The organism is Gracilibacillus oryzae, assembly GCF_009498735.1.
GTDB lineage: Bacteria > Bacillota > Bacilli > Bacillales > Amphibacillaceae > Gracilibacillus > Gracilibacillus oryzae.
The window spans coordinates 204339-222617 of record NZ_ML762429.1; the positions used below are offsets into that span (position 1 = coordinate 204339).

17 protein-coding genes, 1 rRNA gene and 1 other RNA gene are annotated in these 18279 nt (G+C 36.9%); 10 read left to right on the forward strand and 9 right to left on the reverse strand.

Going from position 1 to position 18279, the window contains the following annotated elements; translation table 11 throughout:
- Positions 1-206: 206 nt before the first annotated feature.
- From F9U64_RS10210 to F9U64_RS10220, 3 genes are read right to left on the reverse strand one after another with little or no spacing between them, the layout of a single operon-like run.
- Positions 207-1448 carry a Ger(x)C family spore germination protein gene (locus tag F9U64_RS10210; RefSeq protein WP_153403046.1) on the reverse strand — a complete coding sequence of 414 codons (1242 nt, stop codon included), beginning with the start codon at positions 1446-1448 and terminating at the stop codon, positions 207-209.
- On the reverse strand, positions 1445-2533 hold the full coding sequence (locus F9U64_RS10215; protein ID WP_153403048.1) for a GerAB/ArcD/ProY family transporter: 1089 nt from the start codon (positions 2531-2533) through the stop codon (positions 1445-1447). Before F9U64_RS10215 ends, F9U64_RS10210 begins: the two co-directional genes overlap by 4 nt.
- Positions 2534-2572: 39 nt before the next feature.
- Positions 2573-4048 (reverse strand): spore germination protein, encoded by a 1476-nt coding sequence (locus F9U64_RS10220; RefSeq protein ID WP_153403050.1) that lies wholly within the window; start codon positions 4046-4048, stop codon positions 2573-2575.
- A 477-nt stretch (positions 4049-4525) separates the two neighbouring features.
- Between F9U64_RS10220 and acsA the strand changes: the two genes are divergently transcribed.
- Positions 4526-6241 carry an acetate--CoA ligase gene (gene acsA, locus F9U64_RS10225; protein WP_153403052.1) on the forward strand — a complete coding sequence of 572 codons (1716 nt, stop codon included), beginning with the start codon at positions 4526-4528 and terminating at the stop codon, positions 6239-6241.
- 160 nt (positions 6242-6401) lie between these two features.
- On the opposite strand, the gene F9U64_RS10230 is transcribed toward acsA, so the two are convergent.
- The 4 genes from F9U64_RS10230 to hmpA form a co-directional block, all read right to left on the reverse strand.
- Positions 6402-6947: a GNAT family N-acetyltransferase gene (locus tag F9U64_RS10230; RefSeq protein WP_153403054.1), complete on the reverse strand. Its 546-nt coding sequence runs from the start codon at positions 6945-6947 to the stop codon at positions 6402-6404.
- 70 nt (positions 6948-7017) lie between these two features.
- Entirely contained in the window at positions 7018-8964 is a 1947-nt protein-coding gene (locus F9U64_RS10235) for an insertion element protein (RefSeq protein ID WP_153403056.1), read from the reverse strand.
- Positions 8965-8968: 4 nt separating this feature from the next.
- Positions 8969-9208 carry a hypothetical protein gene (locus tag F9U64_RS10240; protein ID WP_153403058.1) on the reverse strand — a complete coding sequence of 80 codons (240 nt, stop codon included), beginning with the start codon at positions 9206-9208 and terminating at the stop codon, positions 8969-8971.
- A 278-nt stretch (positions 9209-9486) separates the two neighbouring features.
- Positions 9487-10701: an NO-inducible flavohemoprotein gene (hmpA, locus tag F9U64_RS10245; protein ID WP_153403060.1), complete on the reverse strand. Its 1215-nt coding sequence runs from the start codon at positions 10699-10701 to the stop codon at positions 9487-9489.
- A 184-nt stretch (positions 10702-10885) separates the two neighbouring features.
- Here hmpA and F9U64_RS10250 point away from each other — a divergent pair, with 184 nt between their 5' ends.
- A complete protein-coding gene (locus F9U64_RS10250; RefSeq protein WP_153403062.1) occupies positions 10886-11320 on the forward strand; it encodes an RrF2 family transcriptional regulator in 435 nt (144 codons plus the stop codon).
- Positions 11321-11646: 326 nt separating this feature from the next.
- Here F9U64_RS10250 and F9U64_RS10255 read toward each other — a convergent pair whose 3' ends face one another.
- Together F9U64_RS10255 and F9U64_RS10260 are read right to left on the reverse strand one after the other, a co-directional pair.
- A complete protein-coding gene (locus F9U64_RS10255) occupies positions 11647-12945 on the reverse strand; it encodes a glycoside hydrolase family 18 protein (protein WP_153403064.1) in 1299 nt (432 codons plus the stop codon).
- A 77-nt stretch (positions 12946-13022) separates the two neighbouring features.
- The gene (locus tag F9U64_RS10260; protein ID WP_153403066.1) at positions 13023-13544 is read right to left on the reverse strand and encodes a cysteine hydrolase family protein; all 522 of its coding nucleotides are present in this window, start codon (positions 13542-13544) and stop codon (positions 13023-13025) included.
- A gap of 124 nt (positions 13545-13668) precedes the next feature.
- Between F9U64_RS10260 and tadA the strand changes: the two genes are divergently transcribed.
- The 8 genes from tadA to F9U64_RS10300 form a co-directional block, all read left to right on the forward strand.
- Complete coding sequence (tadA, locus tag F9U64_RS10265; protein ID WP_153403068.1) at positions 13669-14163, forward strand: tRNA adenosine(34) deaminase TadA; 495 nt, start codon at positions 13669-13671, stop codon at positions 14161-14163.
- Positions 14164-14240: 77 nt separating this feature from the next.
- Positions 14241-14507, forward strand: an RNA gene (gene ffs / locus F9U64_RS10270) — signal recognition particle sRNA large type.
- 188 nt (positions 14508-14695) lie between these two features.
- Positions 14696-16381: a DNA polymerase III subunit gamma/tau gene (gene dnaX, locus F9U64_RS10275; RefSeq protein WP_153403070.1), complete on the forward strand. Its 1686-nt coding sequence runs from the start codon at positions 14696-14698 to the stop codon at positions 16379-16381.
- A 28-nt stretch (positions 16382-16409) separates the two neighbouring features.
- On the forward strand, positions 16410-16733 hold the full coding sequence (locus F9U64_RS10280; RefSeq protein ID WP_153403073.1) for a YbaB/EbfC family nucleoid-associated protein: 324 nt from the start codon (positions 16410-16412) through the stop codon (positions 16731-16733).
- A gap of 12 nt (positions 16734-16745) precedes the next feature.
- Positions 16746-17342 carry a recombination mediator RecR gene (gene recR / locus F9U64_RS10285; RefSeq protein WP_153403075.1) on the forward strand — a complete coding sequence of 199 codons (597 nt, stop codon included), beginning with the start codon at positions 16746-16748 and terminating at the stop codon, positions 17340-17342.
- A gap of 16 nt (positions 17343-17358) precedes the next feature.
- Positions 17359-17571, forward strand: a complete 213-nt coding sequence (locus F9U64_RS10290; protein ID WP_153403077.1) for a YaaL family protein — start codon at positions 17359-17361, stop codon at positions 17569-17571.
- A 76-nt stretch (positions 17572-17647) separates the two neighbouring features.
- Entirely contained in the window at positions 17648-17908 is a 261-nt protein-coding gene (locus F9U64_RS10295) for a pro-sigmaK processing inhibitor BofA family protein (protein ID WP_153403079.1), read from the forward strand.
- 294 nt (positions 17909-18202) lie between these two features.
- Positions 18203-18279, forward strand: a 16S ribosomal RNA gene (locus tag F9U64_RS10300); the annotation flags it as partial.

Below are 18279 nucleotides of genomic sequence, written 5' to 3' on the forward strand. Positions count from 1 at the left end.
GAATGGCATTTCATTGCCTGCTGATATGGAAATACACAATTCAACGAAAAAATATGATGATAAAAGATGCAGCAATAACAGGAAGAAGCACCGTACCAATTGCTATTCCACCCAATTTATTGCCAGATTTTAATGTTTGCATACAATGCACAATACACCTGTATATTACAAACAATGTCAGCAGAATAAACAATATCATTTTCATATCAATCCCTCACTTCATTTAGGTTCGTGTCATTTATCATTTTCCCAAATTCTAATTTATCAATTTCATACTCAACGTTTATGTTTGCGTTTGGATAGATATTGTTTTGCCAATCTGCCTCTTCATAGGAAGGAATATCCTTAAAATGTTTCCGGATAAATAAGGACCAGTAAAAAGGGTCAGAACGGTATACTTTTTGGGATTTTTCAATTAAATCCTCTGTTTTCTTTTTAACCCTTTTAACAATTGCATTTTCTAATGTTCTCCTGTCATCAGCTTTCTGTGTATAATCAATTAAACTGGGAATGGCGACAATCTCAGCTTTAAACTTCACCTTTACATCTATGATTGTAGGTTTATCTTTGTTGTATTGAATATCAATTGCTGGTTCTTCAGTCTGGGAATAATGATAGGTTATATTATATTCCGGCATAAGTGGATCAGGGATTGTAGTTATAAAACTGTCCATATCCAATGTTGTATTAAGTATCTGAGCTATCCTTGTTTCTTCCCCATCCAAGATGTCAATCATTTTCCCTTCTTTAAAAACAGCTGCTCCCATAAACTGCGTAGGAGGTCCTCCCTTTTGCGGAATTTCACCTGCAATATACTGGTCTTCTTCCATTTCATCATCTTTATTATCTGATTGATCTGTTGTCGCATAAATCCCTAGAAATAAATCAGCATCTCCCTCTGTTATCTGGAAAAACTGGTGAATCGTTGCTTTAGGGATAATCCCTGTCTGGATGGCCCGGGACAGCATGGACTGATAATATTTGTGTGGTCTTGTTTCCATAAGCGGTTTATTGTTTGTAATAAAATCAGATGCCTTTTCTTTTGATACAATAATTTCCACCTTTCTCCTTATCTCTGGTGTCCGTGATGCAGATTGAATGATCCGAAGAAAATTGTCTGATCTGGCCACCTCTTCTGATACAACAATTACTCTGGTATGATCCAGGGTAATTTGTTTAGACACAATTGAGTTAGCGAAATAGGTAGCACTCAATAAGTCGGAACCATTTACGGTTACAATTTCCGATGGAGGTTCATCTGCACTAGATGATGCTGAATAGCCTACTTCCGGGTTGGCGAATTGGTAGGTTAACGCGTAAATGCCTTTTTGGTCAGTAGCATCAATCCCAATAGTAATCACATAGGATTGTTGTTCCAGTTCAATGCGATCTTGACATCCACCTAATAAAAGCAGGAATAATAACCATAATAATAATTTCCTGATCATTTACGTAATCCTCCTCTTAATAATGCCACCAGCCATAGTAAGACAGGTAGTAAGATAAGAAATGGAGTCATCGCATTCAATAGATAATTACGAAATTGAAGTTCGTTAATAATAGAATTAAACGGTAATGTCCCTAATGTTGCGATGAGAAAGGTAAAGGGAAGCAGTAATGGTTCAAAATCTTCTATGTTAAAGACAGCCCCGAAAATCCAAGTAGCAAGATAAATAAGGATCATAAATTTTAAGAATGCGGCAATTAACCAAAAGACCATAAAAATTGTTTCAATATTAGAGAAGAACTTCCCAAAACTAACAAATTGGGTGATATCATGAAATGGAAAGGCAATCTTCTCAACAGAGTTATAATCAAAAACAGTAATATAAATAAAATAGAAAATCACAATTTCAAATAATGAAATTATGGCTGCTAAAATACTTCCTTTATAGAAAATATCTGTTTCTCTTGTGGAAACATATGCGATGAGAATGAAGAACAATTCAGCAAAAATAGATGCCTTTGCTGCACCTTCAATTAGTATGTCGGATAACCCTGATCCGAATATCGGGAAAATCCTCTGAACAAGTAAGTTTCCTAACACCAAAAACACAATAAAAAAAGCAGATACTTTAATAAAAGGTAGAGCAATGAATGAAGAAAACCCGATTACTTCAAAACCTTTTTTCGCTCCAAAAAATACAACCCCAAAAAGAACAAGAAATATGAGACCGGAAGGCCCCTCAGGATAGTATAGTATCTTAATCTGTTCAACATAATTACGACTGTCCAATGCTATCGACAAAAAAGCGAAAAGGAAAATAATAAATCCAATTATTTTCCCTATCACTGTACCTAGAATTTCTTCTAACAGCTGTACCAAATTTTTATCTTTATATTTTTTTAACAAGTAAAGCATTAAAAGAAAGCTGGGAAAAATACAGACACATGATATCATTGGTACAAGCCACAGTGCATTTTGTACATTTTGAGTCAGTAAAGCGGGAGTAGAATCAGACAATTTAATCCCTACTATGATTAGAATCATAGCAACGATTTCCCTTACACGCAGATAACCTCTATTTTGCATAAATACAGAACCCTCTTTTAATTTAGAAATTAATAAATATTATTTGTTTCGTTTTGTGCTGTCTTTTAAATCTAAAAAGCCTGGACGGAAGTATTCCTTTTTCAATACTTTACGGAAGACAGTGTCTTTCGATGATTTGAAATTAGGTGCAACTGGTGAAAAAAATGGTACTCCATATGACCTGATGGAAACTACATACATAAAGAAAAGAATGAGTGCTCCAATAAGACCCAGCATACCGAATGAAGCTGCAGCCAGAATAAAGATAAAGCGAAGGATTCTAACGGTAAAATTCATCGATAAATCAGGAATACCAAATGAAGATAACCCAGATAATGCAGCCACAATAACGATAATAGGGCTGATAATATTAGCTTCAACTGCAGCTTGGCCTAAAATTAGTGCACCAACGATTCCGATGGTCGGTCCGAGGGGATTAGGTATCCTAACCCCTGCCTCTCTTATTAATTCAAAGGCTATTTCCATTATCAAAACTTCAAATACAAGCGGAAACGGGATTCTTTCCCTGGAAGCAGTAATCGCCAACAATAAATCTGGAGGAATCATTTCACTATGAAAATTTGCTATGGCGACATAAGTCGCTGAGATCATTGTTGTTAAATAAAAACATAGTAACCGAATGGCACGGCTGAAATTACCATATAAAAAACGTAAGTACCTGTCTTCAGGTGAATGATAAAATGACCAGAATGTCACCGGAACAATTAAGCAGGCAGAGGATGTATTCATTAATAAAATAATATATCCATCTTCCAGAAAGGCGGTTGCTTTATCCGGTCTTTCTGTATAAAGGATAGTAGGAATCAAAGAATAAGGGCGTTCTTCCAAGTGCTGCTCCAATACTTCGATATTACGAATGCTGTCGATTGAGATATTTTCTAACCGTTCTCTTAGATTTGATAATAAATCGTCCTTTACCATATCTTTTATATATAAAATATTTACTTCATTCACTGATCTTTCCCCAACTTGTACTGCTTCATTGACTAATTGATGGTTATGTAACTGTTTGCGAATAAGCGAAATATTAGCATTTAATGATTCGGTAAAGGCATCTTGAGGACCTTTAATAACACTCTCATTCTCTGCTTTAGATACAGCACGATATTCGAATTTAGCTACATCCATAGCATAAGCAATTTCATCATTGTCAATAAACAGGATAGCTTTACCGCTATTCACATTTTGAATTGCTTTTTCAAGATCTGTAACTTCCTCCAAATTTTCTATTGTTACGATATTACTGAGCTTATCCCCAGTTTGTTCAAGTAATGGTTTAATAATATGTGTATTAATTCTCTCTCCATCAACAATGGAACCATAATAAAATAGACATGCATTATATTCGCTAAATTTAACTTCTAATGTTCTCATACAGAAGTCTTTGTTTAACCCATAAGAAAACGTTTCTTTCATTTCATCGATATTTTTAGAAAGGGACTTATTTATCTTAATCTTTTTTTCTTGATCCTTTGATTTTTTAAATTGACGCATGTTATTTCACTTCCTTCCCTATCAAAGTTAGTATGAGCGAAAATTATTAGGAATATGTGTAAGAATTTATTGTCATAAAAAGTAGACTTTGAATGATTAAATTAGTGTAAATAATGCTTAAAAGTGATTGACTGATATGAAATTATTCATCCTATAAATATAAGGATAGGGAAGAAAGGCCTTAGTCTATTAATTGGCTCCTATTTGATAGGAGCATTACGATGCCACCAGCCTATGATACGATTTATATACCTAAGAAAGATTTGCTCAAAGAATAGCACCGTATTTTTATTAGTTAAGCAGCTTACATGCAAGGATTTACCACAAGTTTTTCCTCCTGTTTGAACAACTTGTTGTAGCAATAAATGGAAGTTAAAACACTTGCATTCTATATAATTTTCGTTAAAATACAATGTAAGGGGAAACATTTCAAATTAAATGCAAACGTTTACAAAAAAGGGATAAGGAGTGAAGGGGATGGATATGACGAAAATTCCAGCAAGACAAGGCGTTTACAATGTGGAAAGTTATGAAAAGGTTAGAGAAGGTTTTGACTGGAATGAAATAAAAAAGGAATTTAGCTGGTATGAAACAGGAAAAATAAATGCTGCTTATGAAGCAATTGATAAACATGCAAAAAATCCAATGATGAAAGATAAAACAGCCTTAATCTATTCAGCACCAGATCGCGAAGAATCCATTACATTTGAACAGTTAAGTAAACGAAGCAATCAAGTTGCTAATGTATTAAAGAAGTATAATGTTGCGAAAGGTGATCGAGTTTTTTTATTTATGCCAAGAAGTCCTGAATTCTATGCAAGTTTCTTTGCAATATTAAAGATTGGTGCAATTGCCGGTCCTTTGTTTGAGGCATTTATGGAGCAGGCGGTGCGTGATCGCCTGGAAGACAGTGAAGCAACTATGCTTATTACAACACCAGGATTATTAGAACGTGTTCCTGTTGATGAGTTACCTGCATTAAAGCAAGTTGTTCTTGTAGGTGATGGGGAAATTGATACAGAGAGGTACATTCATTTCAATAAAGAAGTAGCGGATGCCTCCGAATCGTTTGATATCGAATGGGTTGATTTAGAAGATGGTATGCTGATTCACTATACCTCTGGTTCAACTGGTAAGCCAAAAGGAGTTTATCATGTACACAATGCGATGATCCAGCATTATGCAACAGGAAAATGGGTAATTGATTTAAAAGAGGATGATGTATACTGGTGTACAGCTGATCCTGGCTGGGTTACCGGAACAAGTTATGGGATATTTGCTCCGTGGTTAAATGGAGTCACTAATGTCATTCGTGGTGGACGGTTCACCCCGGAGTCGTGGTATGAAACATTAGAAAAAAATAAAGTCACCGTATGGTACACAGCACCAACTGCATTAAGGAAATTTGTAAGTGCTGGCGAGGAACTAGTAAAGCAATATGATTTCTCCCATTTAAGACATATCATGAGTGTTGGGGAGCCATTAAATCCGGAAGTCATCACATGGGCACAGCGAGTGCTGAATTTACGCATCCATGATACTTGGTGGATGACAGAAACTGGTGCAATGTTAATCGTTAACTTGCCATGTATGGAGGTAAGACCAGGTTCCATGGGGAAACCAATTCCAGGCATTGAGGCTGCGATTGTTGATAATGAAGGAAATGAATTACCGCCTAATCAAATGGGGAATTTAGCAATCCGCAAAGGCTGGCCATCGATGATGCGTGCGATATGGAATAATCCTGGGAAATATGAGAGTTATTTTATCAATGGATGGTATGTTTCCGGAGATAGTGCTTATATGGATGAGGACGGATATTTCTGGTTCCAGGGTCGATTAGATGATGTAATTAATACTTCAGGGGAACGTGTTGGCCCATTTGAAGTGGAAAGTAAACTGATTGAACATGAAGCTGTGGGAGAAGCAGGTGTAATCGGGAAGCCTGATCCGGAACGCGGGGAAATTATTAAAGCATTTATTACATTAAATCCTGGATATGAAGCAACAGATGAGTTGTTAGAGGATATCCGTCTGTTTGTAAAAAAAGGTTTAAGTGCCCATGCAGCACCAAGAGAAATTGAGATAACGGAAAGTATACCGAAAACAAGAAGCGGTAAAATTATGCGACGTCTTCTTAAATCATGGGAGCTCGGTTTACCAACTGGTGACACATCGACATTAGAAGAATAGGATATATAAATAAAAACAGGGCTTTCTTGTAAGTAGTTCCGATAATGTGGAGAAAACTTACAAAAACATTGGAAATAACATACCAAAAGGCATTGCAAATCACACTAAAAATCGCATACAAAAAAGCTCGTCATATCGACGAGCCTTTTTTTTTTTTTTATTATTTATTATTCCAGTCTTTTGCTAATAAACTATACGTCACCAAGTCTTCATAATGGTCATATATCCATTGTCCATCTCTTGTGATACCTTCCTTAGAAAATCCTAACCTTTCTGGAACAGCTATGCTCTTAACGTTATTTACAGCACATTGGATTTCCACACGATTGATATTCATTTGTTCAAATAGATAAGTTAATAGGGATGATACCGACCTTGTTATAATACCTTGACCTTGTGCTTCTTCAGAGAGAAAATACCCAACACTTGTAGTGCTGTTTTTCCAATCTATATAGTGGAGTCCAATCATACCAACTAATTTTCCATTAAATCGAATTCCAGCGTCAAAGCCATTATTATCAGCGTAGTTTCTTATCCAAATCGGTATGATAGGTTCGAAATCTTCTGCTGACTTCCTTTTATCTACCCACAGTAGCCATTTTCTTAGATGCTCACGATTTGTGTCTATGAGGTCGTATAATTCTTCCTTATGATGTTGCTGTAATAATTCGATGGATACTTCTTCGTCTACTTTGAATGAAAACATCTAATTACCCCCTTATATATTTACAAAATTATACCATAGTTTTCTGAACATTTAAGGCTTATTTTCACTTTTATCTAAGGTAGATTATATCTCTTAAATCAAAAACTTTATCAGTAATACCTAATCGTTGTGCAGGAGTAAGTTCTTTTCCATCGGCTGATTTATAAGTCTCACAGAAGTTATAGAATGTCCTTAATATGGTTAAAGCGTATTGAGCATATTTAGGGTTAAAATTGGCGTAGATATAGCTTTTCCCATCGCCTCTTGCGGTCATCAATGGTCTTTCAAGAATAGATAATCTTCTTCGTATCTGTTGAATGAAACTATTTGTTGCATTGTCATTAACATTCATAACCATTTTCGCAATTTCCTTTGGTTCGTAAGAAGATAAATCCGTTCTGCAATCCACTTTATGAAAACCTTTATCCCTCGAAGCCAACGGGTGGATTATAGGATTTTCAGCCCAATCTTTATAAGTTTGTTTTGGTGTTGATATTTCCTTATGAAATTTATGATTTTCAAAATGCTCTTTTAACATAAAGTAGGCTAACTTACGTAAATTCTTTGTTTCGTATCCTTTGTGAAATCCCCAATCTAATAAATCAAGTTTCGCATCCTCAAACTCTTCTAAACATTGCTTTCTACTCTTGTTCTTATCAACCGAACAAATGAAATGGTGTGCATCAGATAATCTTACTTCCTTCGAGAACACTCGGAAAAATGCCGATTTTATGGACGGGTCATTATCACTTATCATTCTCCACTCATTAGCATTGACCATTTTTTTAATTAACCAAAAGTGAGCCATTGTCGTATAAGTTGGATTAACGTGAAGTCCATCTACATACTGCATTCTCTTATTGAATTCATTTAATTCCTCTCGAAATTGGTGTAGTTTTTGATTATCTTTTGGTGATGGTTCTTGAGGGTAATATGAAAAGTCCAATCGGTTATTTTTCTTGCTGAAATCGTTCAAATGGTCTTCTTTATAGATGACAGTATCGTACTTTAAATCCTCGACTGTCATTTCCCAATCATATGCGACATCCACTCTGAACACGTATCTTGAAATTGCATCCGCTGAAACTACCACATAGGTCTGCACTTGATTATCTTCCAGTCCTGCATACTTTTTGCCACCTTGACCTTTCTTTCGAACGTTATTGAGGTTATAGTGCATTTTATCGGTGTTTAGCCACATTTCTTCGAAAGATTGGTTATTTAAATGGGGAGTTTCATACTTGTCCAAGAATTCCAAACAACATCGGTATAGCCATTCTAATTTATGATAATAAGTGCTAACCCCGATTTCTAAAATATCACAAGTACGGTTGATAGGCATTTTATTCAAAAGCAATTTTGCAAACATTGGGAGAATATCATTTCGTTTTTGACGATAGGTTGTTGATTGTCGTTTATTCGGAAGAACACTTGTCTTTTTCTTACAGACTTTACATTGCCAACGTTGAGCATTATTTAACGTCTTGCCTTGCTTGTAAAACCTATAAGGATTATCAAATGGAGTAAAGTGTCCAACAACACAAGTATCCTTATGAAAGCTATACTTTGGCTCTACATCTTGTGTCTGATTGATACGAATTAGTCTCGAAATTTCTTCTGCAACCGACCAATTCGAAACAGCAGTCGAATAACAATTTAATGTCATACCTCTATTTGGGTGGATAGGGTCTGGATTACACACAAGCGACTTCTTACTACTCGTTCCACTGATTTTATATCGTGATGGTTTCCCTTTAACTGTTTCAAATTTAACTTGTTCCTGACCACACCATTTGCAGAAGGGGTTAGTGCAGAAATTGTATTGGATTTTGTGAGACTTGTCGTTCCAAGTAAATTCAACGGGGAGATAAAGCATATGATTATATCGAGTAGCAAACTGTTTGTCTGACAGTAGTAGATATTGCTCTTTTCTATCTTTTAACTCTTCTTCATTAACTGGATTATGAACAACAACGATGCCATCTTCTCTTGTAGCTAATCGCTGTAATTTAGCCAATTTTTTAGTCCTCCATTCTTTCTTCTAATCCCATTTTTTTAATCATTCGTTTGTTGTTTCTTATTCCATTAACCCAATCAATAAATTTCTTATCATCTATTAGATTTTTTAAGAACTTATCAACAACTTCACTTTCATCATACTCACAGTATTCAGCATAATTCTTCACTATCTCTCTAACTTGTTCAGATATCAACCAATCAACTTTATCAGCGTTTTTGTTTTTAGGCTCTATGAACTGCATTTTATCGCCTCCCAAGAAAATAGTAAAATCATCATAGTAATTAACACCTATTTTAACACTATAATTTACACCTTGACAACAGTTATTGTCACTCTGTTATTTATTTTGTTATTTATAATGCTATTTTATATGTTAATTTAATCAAATTGTTGATATAACAATAAAAATGGCATACCAATTTACTTTGCGATTTGGTATGCCATTTCATATGCTATTTATACTGTTTCTCCACAAAAACGGAACTACTTAGCTTTCTTGCCCTGTTTTTTTTATTTTCCTTAATCTAATGCACCTTGTGGACCGAAAAATTCAAAATGGATGTTTTCCCCATCTACATGCCATTCTTTTAATGCTGTATTAACAGCCTTCATAAAAGGTTCTGGTCCGCAGAAATAGAAGGATGCATCATTAGTCGGCACAACTGATTGTAACCATGAAAGGTCGATAAAACCTGTTTTATCACAGAGTGTTGGATCAGATGGTTTTTCATAAATAATAAATGCATGAACATTTTCATGATTCTCACTAATCTGTTTCACAGTATGTTTAAGCCCATGCATTTTTTCATTCTGTGCCGCATGAATATAGTAAACTTCTCTTTCCGTCTGCTCTCTTACTACTGTTTCAAGCATACTTGTCAATGGTGTTAATCCAACACCGCCACTAATCAAAACAAGCGGTTTATTCCTGTTATCCAGCACAAAATCACCAGCAGGAGCACTAATCGAGAGGTTATCACCTTCTTTTACTTGCTCATGTAGATAAGTAGATACTACACCATCAGGCTCTTCACCGATGGCTGTCTCCTTCTTCACACTGATCCGGTAATATTCTTGATTCGGTCTGCATGATAAACTATATTGCCGTTGACATGTATAAGGAATGCCCGGAACTTCCACTTTTACTGTAATATATTGACCTGCTTCAAAGGCAGGCAAATCCCCGCCATCTGCCGGTTGGAGATAAAAGGATGTGATCACATCACTTTCCTTTTCTTTTTTTATAATAGTGAAATCACGATAACCAACCCAGCCGCCGTTCTGTGCTGCTGTTTCTTCATACATTTCCTTTTCGACTTGAATAAAGACATCAGCAATCACACCATAAGCTTCTGCCCATGCAGTGATAATTTCATCTGTTGCAGCTTCGCCCAACACTTCTTTCATTGCCTTTAATAGATTCTCCCCAACAATTGGATATTGTTCTGGTTGAATGTTTAAACTTCTATGTTTGTGTGCAATCTGCTTGACTACAGGCAGAATGTTCTCCAGTTGGTCAATGTTTGCTGCAGCAGCATAAACAGCATTTGCTAGTGCCTGGGGCTGTTTTCCTTTCCGCTGATTTGTCTGATTAAATATGTTTTTTAATTCTGGGTGGTTTGTAAATAAAAGTTGATAAAACTTTGATGTTATTGCCTGACCGTGTTGTGCCAATACAGGTACTGTTGATTTTACAATAGCAATGGTCTCATTACTTAATAGTTGAGTTGTCATAACAATCTCCTTTTAAACATGTATTTTATATACATGTTTAATTGTATAATATATTTAGAAAGTATTTCAATAGCATTTTGCCTTCATGTTTGACAATTTTGTTACATAGAATCTGACAACCCGCTTGTCAATGGATCAGGTATATGTGTAGACTATTAACAAAAGGCTATAAGGGGAATCATCCATGCGTTTAAAAAAATATACGGATTACGCATTACGAACATTAATATATACCGCTTCAAAAAAGGATGAAAAAGCAAGTATTAAAGAGATTGCTGATACATTTTTTATTTCAACAGAACATATTAGAAAGGTTGTCCATCAATTGAGTGTTAATGGTTATATTGAGACAACGAGAGGAAGAAACGGTGGGATTACACTTGCGAAGCATCCAAAAGAGATTAATATTGGTTCTGTCATTCGTTTGATGGAAAATGACTTCTATATGTTAGAATGCTTTGACGGAGAACATAATCAGTGTGTGATTACAAGTGCCTGCAGCTTGCGTCATGTTGTCGGAAACGCAATGCAGGCATTCTTTCAAGTATTAGAGAAATATACATTAGATGATTTAATAGACAATAAGGATGAGCTGCGGATGTTGATGGACGCAGACTGAGCGTGAGAACTTCATAAAAATGAGCTGAGACCAAACTATTCTATGCAATAACACCCGAACTTTAAAAAGTTCGGGTGTTTGTTCATGTAAAAAGTTGGTTCCTATGTCGCTCCGTCAAAACACTTCGCTTTCCGCGGGCATCGCTTCAACTTCCTCAAAAAAGCAAGAACCGCTTTTTCTGCGGGATTTTCAGCTGATGCTATTCCCGCTGGAGTCTCCGTGTTTTGACTGCGCTTCGTATGTGCGTTCATCTCTTGATTATGGTATCGTTCGTATTTTAGGTTAACATTATTAGTTATGTCCCGGCCTCATTTCGCATATTTTATCTATGAATTGGTATTTCTCTTTCTGATAGTGAACTGATCTTCTAATAATAACCAGTTTTGCGGGAAGGCAAGACCGAGTTTCCAGTAGCTGATCCCTCTTAAATTTTTCTCTTTGATTAAGTCGAATTTAGCCTGAATAGATCTGGCATCCTCAAACCAAACCTCATGCCGGTTTCCTTCATTATCCTGATAGAAAAAATAAGGGGCTTGTGCTTCTTCATCATATAAAATCGCCTGGTTATATTGTCTTGCTAAATCAATCGCCTGCTGAGGGCTTACTGCTTTTGCATATTGTCCTCCTGGTTCATAAGGCAGTGTCCAGTCATACCCATACAAGTTTTGGCCAAGCATGATTTTATTTGCTGGCATCTCTGTTAATGCATATTCCACTACATCACGTACAGGACCAATAGGAGAAACTGCCATCGCTGGTCCGCCACTATATCCCCATTCATAAGTCATCAACACAACAAAATCAACAATCTCTCCATGTGCCTGATAATCATGCGCTTCATACCATGCGCCTTCTTTATCCGCGCGATCCTTCGGTGCAAGAGCTGTTGATATAAGTAACCCTTCCTGATGAAGCCTTTCTGTCGCCTTTACTAAAAAATTTCGATAATCTTGTCTGTTTTCAGGAGGCAGGTATTCAAAATCAAAATGTACATCACCAAAACCAACTTCTTTTGCAGTTGCAATGATTTGGTCCAACAATGTATTTTGTACTTGTTCATTTGTTAATATCGTTCTTCCCAATTCCGCACTGAAGGCACCTTCTTCCAGATTAGTGACAACAAGCATTAAAACCGCACCGTTTTCAGCGGCAATTGCTGCAAATTGATTAAGGGGTGGTGCAATTAATGTACCTTCTCTTGTTACGCGATAGGAGAAGGGAGCCAAATAGGTAAGGTTATTGCTGTGCTTTCTTGCAGCAGTTTCTAAAGTTTCGGAAACAGATCCCCCTGTTGGTTCGATATATGCATTTACTTCGATTTCTGTTTTTGGTGCTTCCGGAATATAGAGACGTACACCAACAGATAAAGGCTGATACAAGTTAATTTGATTAACATTCGCTAATTCAGCTGCTGGAATACCGAATTTCTGACTAATGCTATAAAGGCTGTCACCTGACTGGACAGTATAGAACTGACCGTAAATGGGAATAACCAGTGCTTGCCCTGCAACAAGTCCTTGGCTCGCATTTAATTCATTTGCAGATGCAATTACCTGGTATGAGGTTCCGAACTGGTTGGCGATAGAATAAAGACTGTCACCTTGTTTCACAATATATGTCTGCACGCGAAGTTCTCCTCTCTTTAACATATCTTTTACTACGATATGAAAAATCAGAGAGTTTAGAACAGGATTTGCTTTCGTTAAATTGGGTTGATGTTAGCATTAAAAACTTTTTTCATAAGCTGGAGTGCTTCTTCATTATGTCTTTCTGTATTAGAGGCAACACAATTTTCCGGAACATGGATAGTGTAGCCACGCATATGTGCATCATTAGCGGTAAACAAGACACAGATGTTTCCTGCCACACCTGCCATTATAATATGTTCAATCCTTAATTCTTCTAATAAGGAACGGAGCGGTGTACGGAAAAAGGCTGACATCTGTGGTTTCATGATGAAATAATCTTCCTCTGCTGGAGTACCCTGTTCAATTATATCCAGATTAGATTCACGGGAGCAGGCTTCCGCGATAGCTTTATAATCCGTTTCCCATGTATTGTAATGATCGTTTACATGAATGACAGGCATATCATGTTCTCTGGCAAATTCCTTTAATTTTTTTATATTCGGGACGATTTTTTTAGTATGATGTAAAAGCATTCTCCCTTCAACGAAATTAAAGTCGTTAATCATATCAATAATCATTACAGCTGTTTTCTTCATTTGTTCACCTCTTCTTTTCCTTGGTGACAAGATACCCTATTTTCGATGGAATCATGCATTTCATTCTTGAAGTTTTGCTTTTAATTATGCACTATAGAAGAAAAAGGATGAAATGTGGGATAATATGAATGATCAGGAATATATGCAAATAGCGATAGATGAAGCGCAAAAAGCTGCAGTTCTAGGAGAAGTGCCGATTGGCGCATTGATTGTATATAAAGATGAGATTATCGCCTCTGCTTTTAATCTAAGAGAGAAACTTCAGACAACAGGGTCGCATGCTGAAATGCTAGTAATCGATAAAGCAAATGAAGTGATTGGCAGCTGGAGGTTGGAAGAATGCACATTATATGTGACATTAGAGCCTTGTCCAATGTGTGCAGGTGCTATCTTACAAGCTCGTATTCCACGGGTAGTTTATGGAGCAAAGGATCAAAAAGCAGGCTGTGCAGGGACCCTTCTCAATTTATTGCAAGATGACCGCTTTAATCATCAAGCAGAAGTAGTCTCAGGTATAATGGAAGAAGAAGCAGGGGAGCTTTTGACCAGTTTTTTTAAAGAGCTGAGACAAAAGAAAAAGAAGCGGACGATAGAAATGGATGATAATAACAAACAATGAACCTTGATTTTTTTCCGTGAAAGGGTTATACTAAGAAATGCGCTCTAGTAGCGCAACTGAATATATTAGCAAATTTGCCGTGCTAGGTGGGGAGGTAGCGGTGCCCTGTACTCGCAATCCGCTATAGCGAGACTGAGTTACCTTGCTGAGGTGTCAGTGCTTTAAGGTCTGCCTTAAGGGAGTAGTGTTGACACTCGGGTCCTGCGCAACAGGGACTCGTGAACCATGTCAGGTCCGGAAGGAAGCAGCATTAAGCGAAACTCTCTGTGTGCCGCAGGGAAGCCTGAGTCGAGCTATGAACTTAAGTAACGCTTAGGGCAATGCCATCGAAGCTTGGTGCACGGCGTTAATACATACAATGAAACCTCTTGTTTTTAAACAGGAGGTTTTTCTAATAATCTGAGAGTAATAAGCGCAGACGCATGGCATCTAACTATCGCCACAAACTTTGCGCTTTTCTAATATCTTACTCGTTTTTAACGGGAGGATTTGCTACAATATAAAGTAGTAAAAAAATAAAAGGGGTTACGAAATGGGATATCAAGCACTCTATCGCGTTTGGCGTCCAAAGAATTTCGAGGATGTCGTTGGACAAGTTCATATTACTCGTACACTGCAAAATGCGATTATGCAGGATAAGTTTACCCACGCTTATTTGTTCTCAGGTCCAAGAGGTACCGGGAAAACAAGTGCTGCCAAGATATTCGCCAAAGCAGTAAACTGTGAAAACGGTCCGGCATTGGAGCCTTGCAATCACTGTGCAGCATGCTTAGGCATTCAAGATGGCTCTATTTCTGATGTAGTTGAAATAGACGCGGCATCAAACAACGGGGTAGAGCAAATTCGTGATATCCGGGACAAGGTTAAATATGCTCCGAGTGCAGTTGCTTATAAAGTGTATATCATTGATGAAGTACATATGCTGTCGATTGGTGCTTTTAATGCTCTTTTAAAGACATTAGAAGAACCGCCAAAACATGTTATCTTTATCCTTGCAACAACAGAACCGCACAAGATACCTTTAACCATCATTTCAAGGTGTCAGCGCTTTGATTTCAAACGGATTTCGCAAAAATCCATGGTGGAAAGAATGGTTCATATAACAGCTTCTGAGGATATACAAGTATCTAATGAGGCGCTGGAGGCAGTCGCATTATCAGCGGAAGGTGGAATGCGTGATGCACTCAGCCTTTTAGATCAGGCTATCTCTTATAGTGAAGAGAGTGTAACGATTGATGATGTCCTTGCTGTGACAGGTTCTGTCTCCCAGCAAAAACTGGCATCTATTATATCTGTTATGTCTGATAAGAATATCCAGCAAGCATTAGTGGAAATAGATGAGTTAATCCAATCAGGTAAAGACCCTGGCAGATTTGTTTTTGATCTGATCTACTTTTTACGGGATTTGTTATTGTATCAGACAGCACCTGCACTTGAGAATGTATTGGAACGAGCAATTGTCGATGATACATTTAAGCAATTGGCACAGCAATTAGATGCATCATGGATACAAAAGTCAATAAAGGAATTAAATCAATGTCAGCAAGAAATTAAATGGACGAACAGCCCTAAAGTTTTTATTGAGATTGCCATCTTGAAAATTTGCGAACAGCAAACAAATAATCCAATAACATCAAATCAAGATGTTCAGCATTTAATGAAGAAGATAGAAGAATTAGAAAATAAATTAAGTGAAATGCCAAAACAAGCAGCAACACAACAAGAGGCTAAACCAAAACAGACAAGAAGAAGCAGTCCTGCCAGCAGGAATAGTTATAATATTCCTTATGAACGCATTCGCCATGTACTGACTGAAGCATCAAAGGATATGCTGAAGAGAGTGAAGACACAGTGGCCTAACTTTATGGATGCGTTAAAGAAGCAAAGTGCACCAGCGCACGCTACTGTTCAAAACAGTAAACCAAGCGCTGCTTCTGACAGTGTTGTGATTATTTCCTTTCGTTATGAAATACACTGTTCACTTGCATTAGAGCATAGACAAACGATAGAATTAGTATTATCAGAAATAATCGGTTCAGAGATGACATTTATTCCGATTCCTGAGGAAAACTGGCAAACAATGCGGGAGGATTTTATCAGGAAGCAAAGGGAGCAGGACAACTCTGACGGAGACAGACCAGCTGAGGAAGCAGAAGATCAAATGATTGAACAGGCAAGGAAATTAGTTGGTGACGATTTGTTAGAAATACATGAATAAAAGATGATTAACATTAGGAGGGTTTTCCATGCGTGGTGGAGGAAATATGAACAAAATGATGAAACAAATGCAAAAAATGCAAAAAGATATGATGAAAGCTCAAGAGGAATTACAAGAAATGACGTTTGAAGCTACCGCTGGCGGTGGTATGGTTAAAGTAACAGCGAATGGTAAGAAAGAAATTACAGATATTGAAATACAAGAAGAAGTTGTGGATCCTGATGATATCGAAATGCTGCAAGATTTAATTTTGGCTGCAACAAATGAAGTATTAAAAGAAGTAGAAGATAAGTCGAATGATACGATGGGCAAATTTACAAAAGGGCTAAATTTACCTGGAGGTATGTTCTAGGAGGAATAGCTGATGTATTATCCAGAACCGATATCTAAATTAATTGATAGTTTTACAAAATTGCCAGGGATCGGACCGAAAACAGCCGTCCGCCTGGCTTTCTTTGTCCTGAATATGAAAGAAGACGATGTACTCGATTTCGCGAAGGCTTTGGCGAACGCTAAAAGAGAACTGACCCATTGCAGTATTTGCGGACATATAACGGATCAGGATCCCTGTGCAATCTGTCAGGATGAATCAAGGGATGAGTCCCTTATCTGTGTGGTGCAGGATCCGAAAGATGTTATTGCAATGGAGAAAATGCGTGAATTTAATGGTAAATATCATGTTCTTCATGGGGCTATCTCTCCAATGGATGGAATTGGTCCTGAAGATATCAATGTACCTTCATTAATTAACCGGTTAAAAGATGAGGAAGTAAAAGAATTGATCCTTGCAACCAATCCTAATATTGAAGGGGAAGCAACTGCTATGTATATCTCTAGACTTGTGAGGCCTTCCGGTATAAAAACAACACGTATAGCTCATGGGTTACCAATGGGCGGCGATCTAGAGTATGCAGACGAAGTCACTTTATCCAAAGCGCTGGAAGGCAGAAGAGAATTATAATAGAGGGTGGAAACTAATGTTTCGTAAAAAGAGAATAAAAAAAGAAATTCTAGACCAGGAGCTGCTCCAATCTATTTATCAATTGAAGAATGAATGGACTAATTTAGATGATATAATGGCACGAAGCATTGAACCAAGTGAGAGCGGTCAGTTTGATCTGGCGGTTGCTAAAGCGAAGTATTTCTATCTTATTCGCGAGGCCAAACACAGAAAAATATCAGCAGGCTAGAAAAAAGCAATTCTAATTTTCTCTATTAGTACATATAGTTAGGTAAATGATTATATGGCTAAAGGGGACAAGCATTATGAATATCTGGATAATTGGTGGATTATTATTGCTGATAGTATTTTTGTTAGTGAAAGGGATCCCGGTTAACTTCACTAAACCTTTGGGTAAAGGTGCGATTAAACTCACGATTGGTATTCTTTTCTTATTTTTCTTCAACCTTTTCGGAGCTTCATTTGGTCTTCATATCCCGATTAATGTCTTTACAGCAGTAATTGTAGGATTATTAGGCGTGCCGGGCATTGCGTCATTAACAGCTATTCATGTTTTCCTAATCTAATAGTAATAATCAGCTGAGAATCAAATTTCAATTATTGATTCTCTTTTTTTAAAAAATAGTATTGCATATATTTTGGGGATGTGTTATTCTATTCTAGTCGCTTTTTTAAGAGACATTACTTCAACAAAAAAATTCAAAAAAAGTATTGACTTATAAATTAATAAATGGTATATTTAAGAGGTCGCTTTTTTGAAGAGACATTAGCGAAATTGATCATTGAAAACTGAACAAAACAACCAGTATGAAAGAATATTTAAGAAACAAGCTAGCTTTTAGAAGCGAGCGCAAGTCAACTTTATTGAGAGTTTGATCTTGGCTCAGGACGAACGCTGGCGGCGTGCCTAATACATGCAAGTCGAGCGCGGGAAGCT

Bases quoted from the DNA above. Each gene is read 5' to 3' on its own strand.
- F9U64_RS10290 (WP_153403077.1), top strand. From the start codon at position 17,359: ATGTTTCGTAAAAAGAGAATAAAAAAAGAAATTCTAGACCAGGAGCTG.
- F9U64_RS10220 (WP_153403050.1), bottom strand. From the start codon at position 4,048: ATGCGTCAATTTAAAAAATCAAAGGATCAAGAAAAAAAGATTAAGATA.
- F9U64_RS10295 (WP_153403079.1), top strand. From the start codon at position 17,648: ATGAATATCTGGATAATTGGTGGATTATTATTGCTGATAGTATTTTTG.
- F9U64_RS10260 (WP_153403066.1), bottom strand. From the start codon at position 13,544: ATGAAGAAAACAGCTGTAATGATTATTGATATGATTAACGACTTTAAT.
- dnaX (WP_153403070.1), top strand. From the start codon at position 14,696: ATGGGATATCAAGCACTCTATCGCGTTTGGCGTCCAAAGAATTTCGAG.
- F9U64_RS10280 (WP_153403073.1), top strand. From the start codon at position 16,410: ATGCGTGGTGGAGGAAATATGAACAAAATGATGAAACAAATGCAAAAA.
- F9U64_RS10240 (WP_153403058.1), bottom strand. From the start codon at position 9,208: ATGCAGTTCATAGAGCCTAAAAACAAAAACGCTGATAAAGTTGATTGG.
- F9U64_RS10250 (WP_153403062.1), top strand. From the start codon at position 10,886: ATGCGTTTAAAAAAATATACGGATTACGCATTACGAACATTAATATAT.
- recR (WP_153403075.1), top strand. From the start codon at position 16,746: ATGTATTATCCAGAACCGATATCTAAATTAATTGATAGTTTTACAAAA.
- tadA (WP_153403068.1), top strand. From the start codon at position 13,669: ATGAATGATCAGGAATATATGCAAATAGCGATAGATGAAGCGCAAAAA.
- hmpA (WP_153403060.1), bottom strand. From the start codon at position 10,701: ATGACAACTCAACTATTAAGTAATGAGACCATTGCTATTGTAAAATCA.
- F9U64_RS10210 (WP_153403046.1), bottom strand. From the start codon at position 1,448: ATGATCAGGAAATTATTATTATGGTTATTATTCCTGCTTTTATTAGGT.
- F9U64_RS10230 (WP_153403054.1), bottom strand. From the start codon at position 6,947: ATGTTTTCATTCAAAGTAGACGAAGAAGTATCCATCGAATTATTACAG.
- acsA (WP_153403052.1), top strand. From the start codon at position 4,526: ATGGATATGACGAAAATTCCAGCAAGACAAGGCGTTTACAATGTGGAA.
- F9U64_RS10215 (WP_153403048.1), bottom strand. From the start codon at position 2,533: ATGCAAAATAGAGGTTATCTGCGTGTAAGGGAAATCGTTGCTATGATT.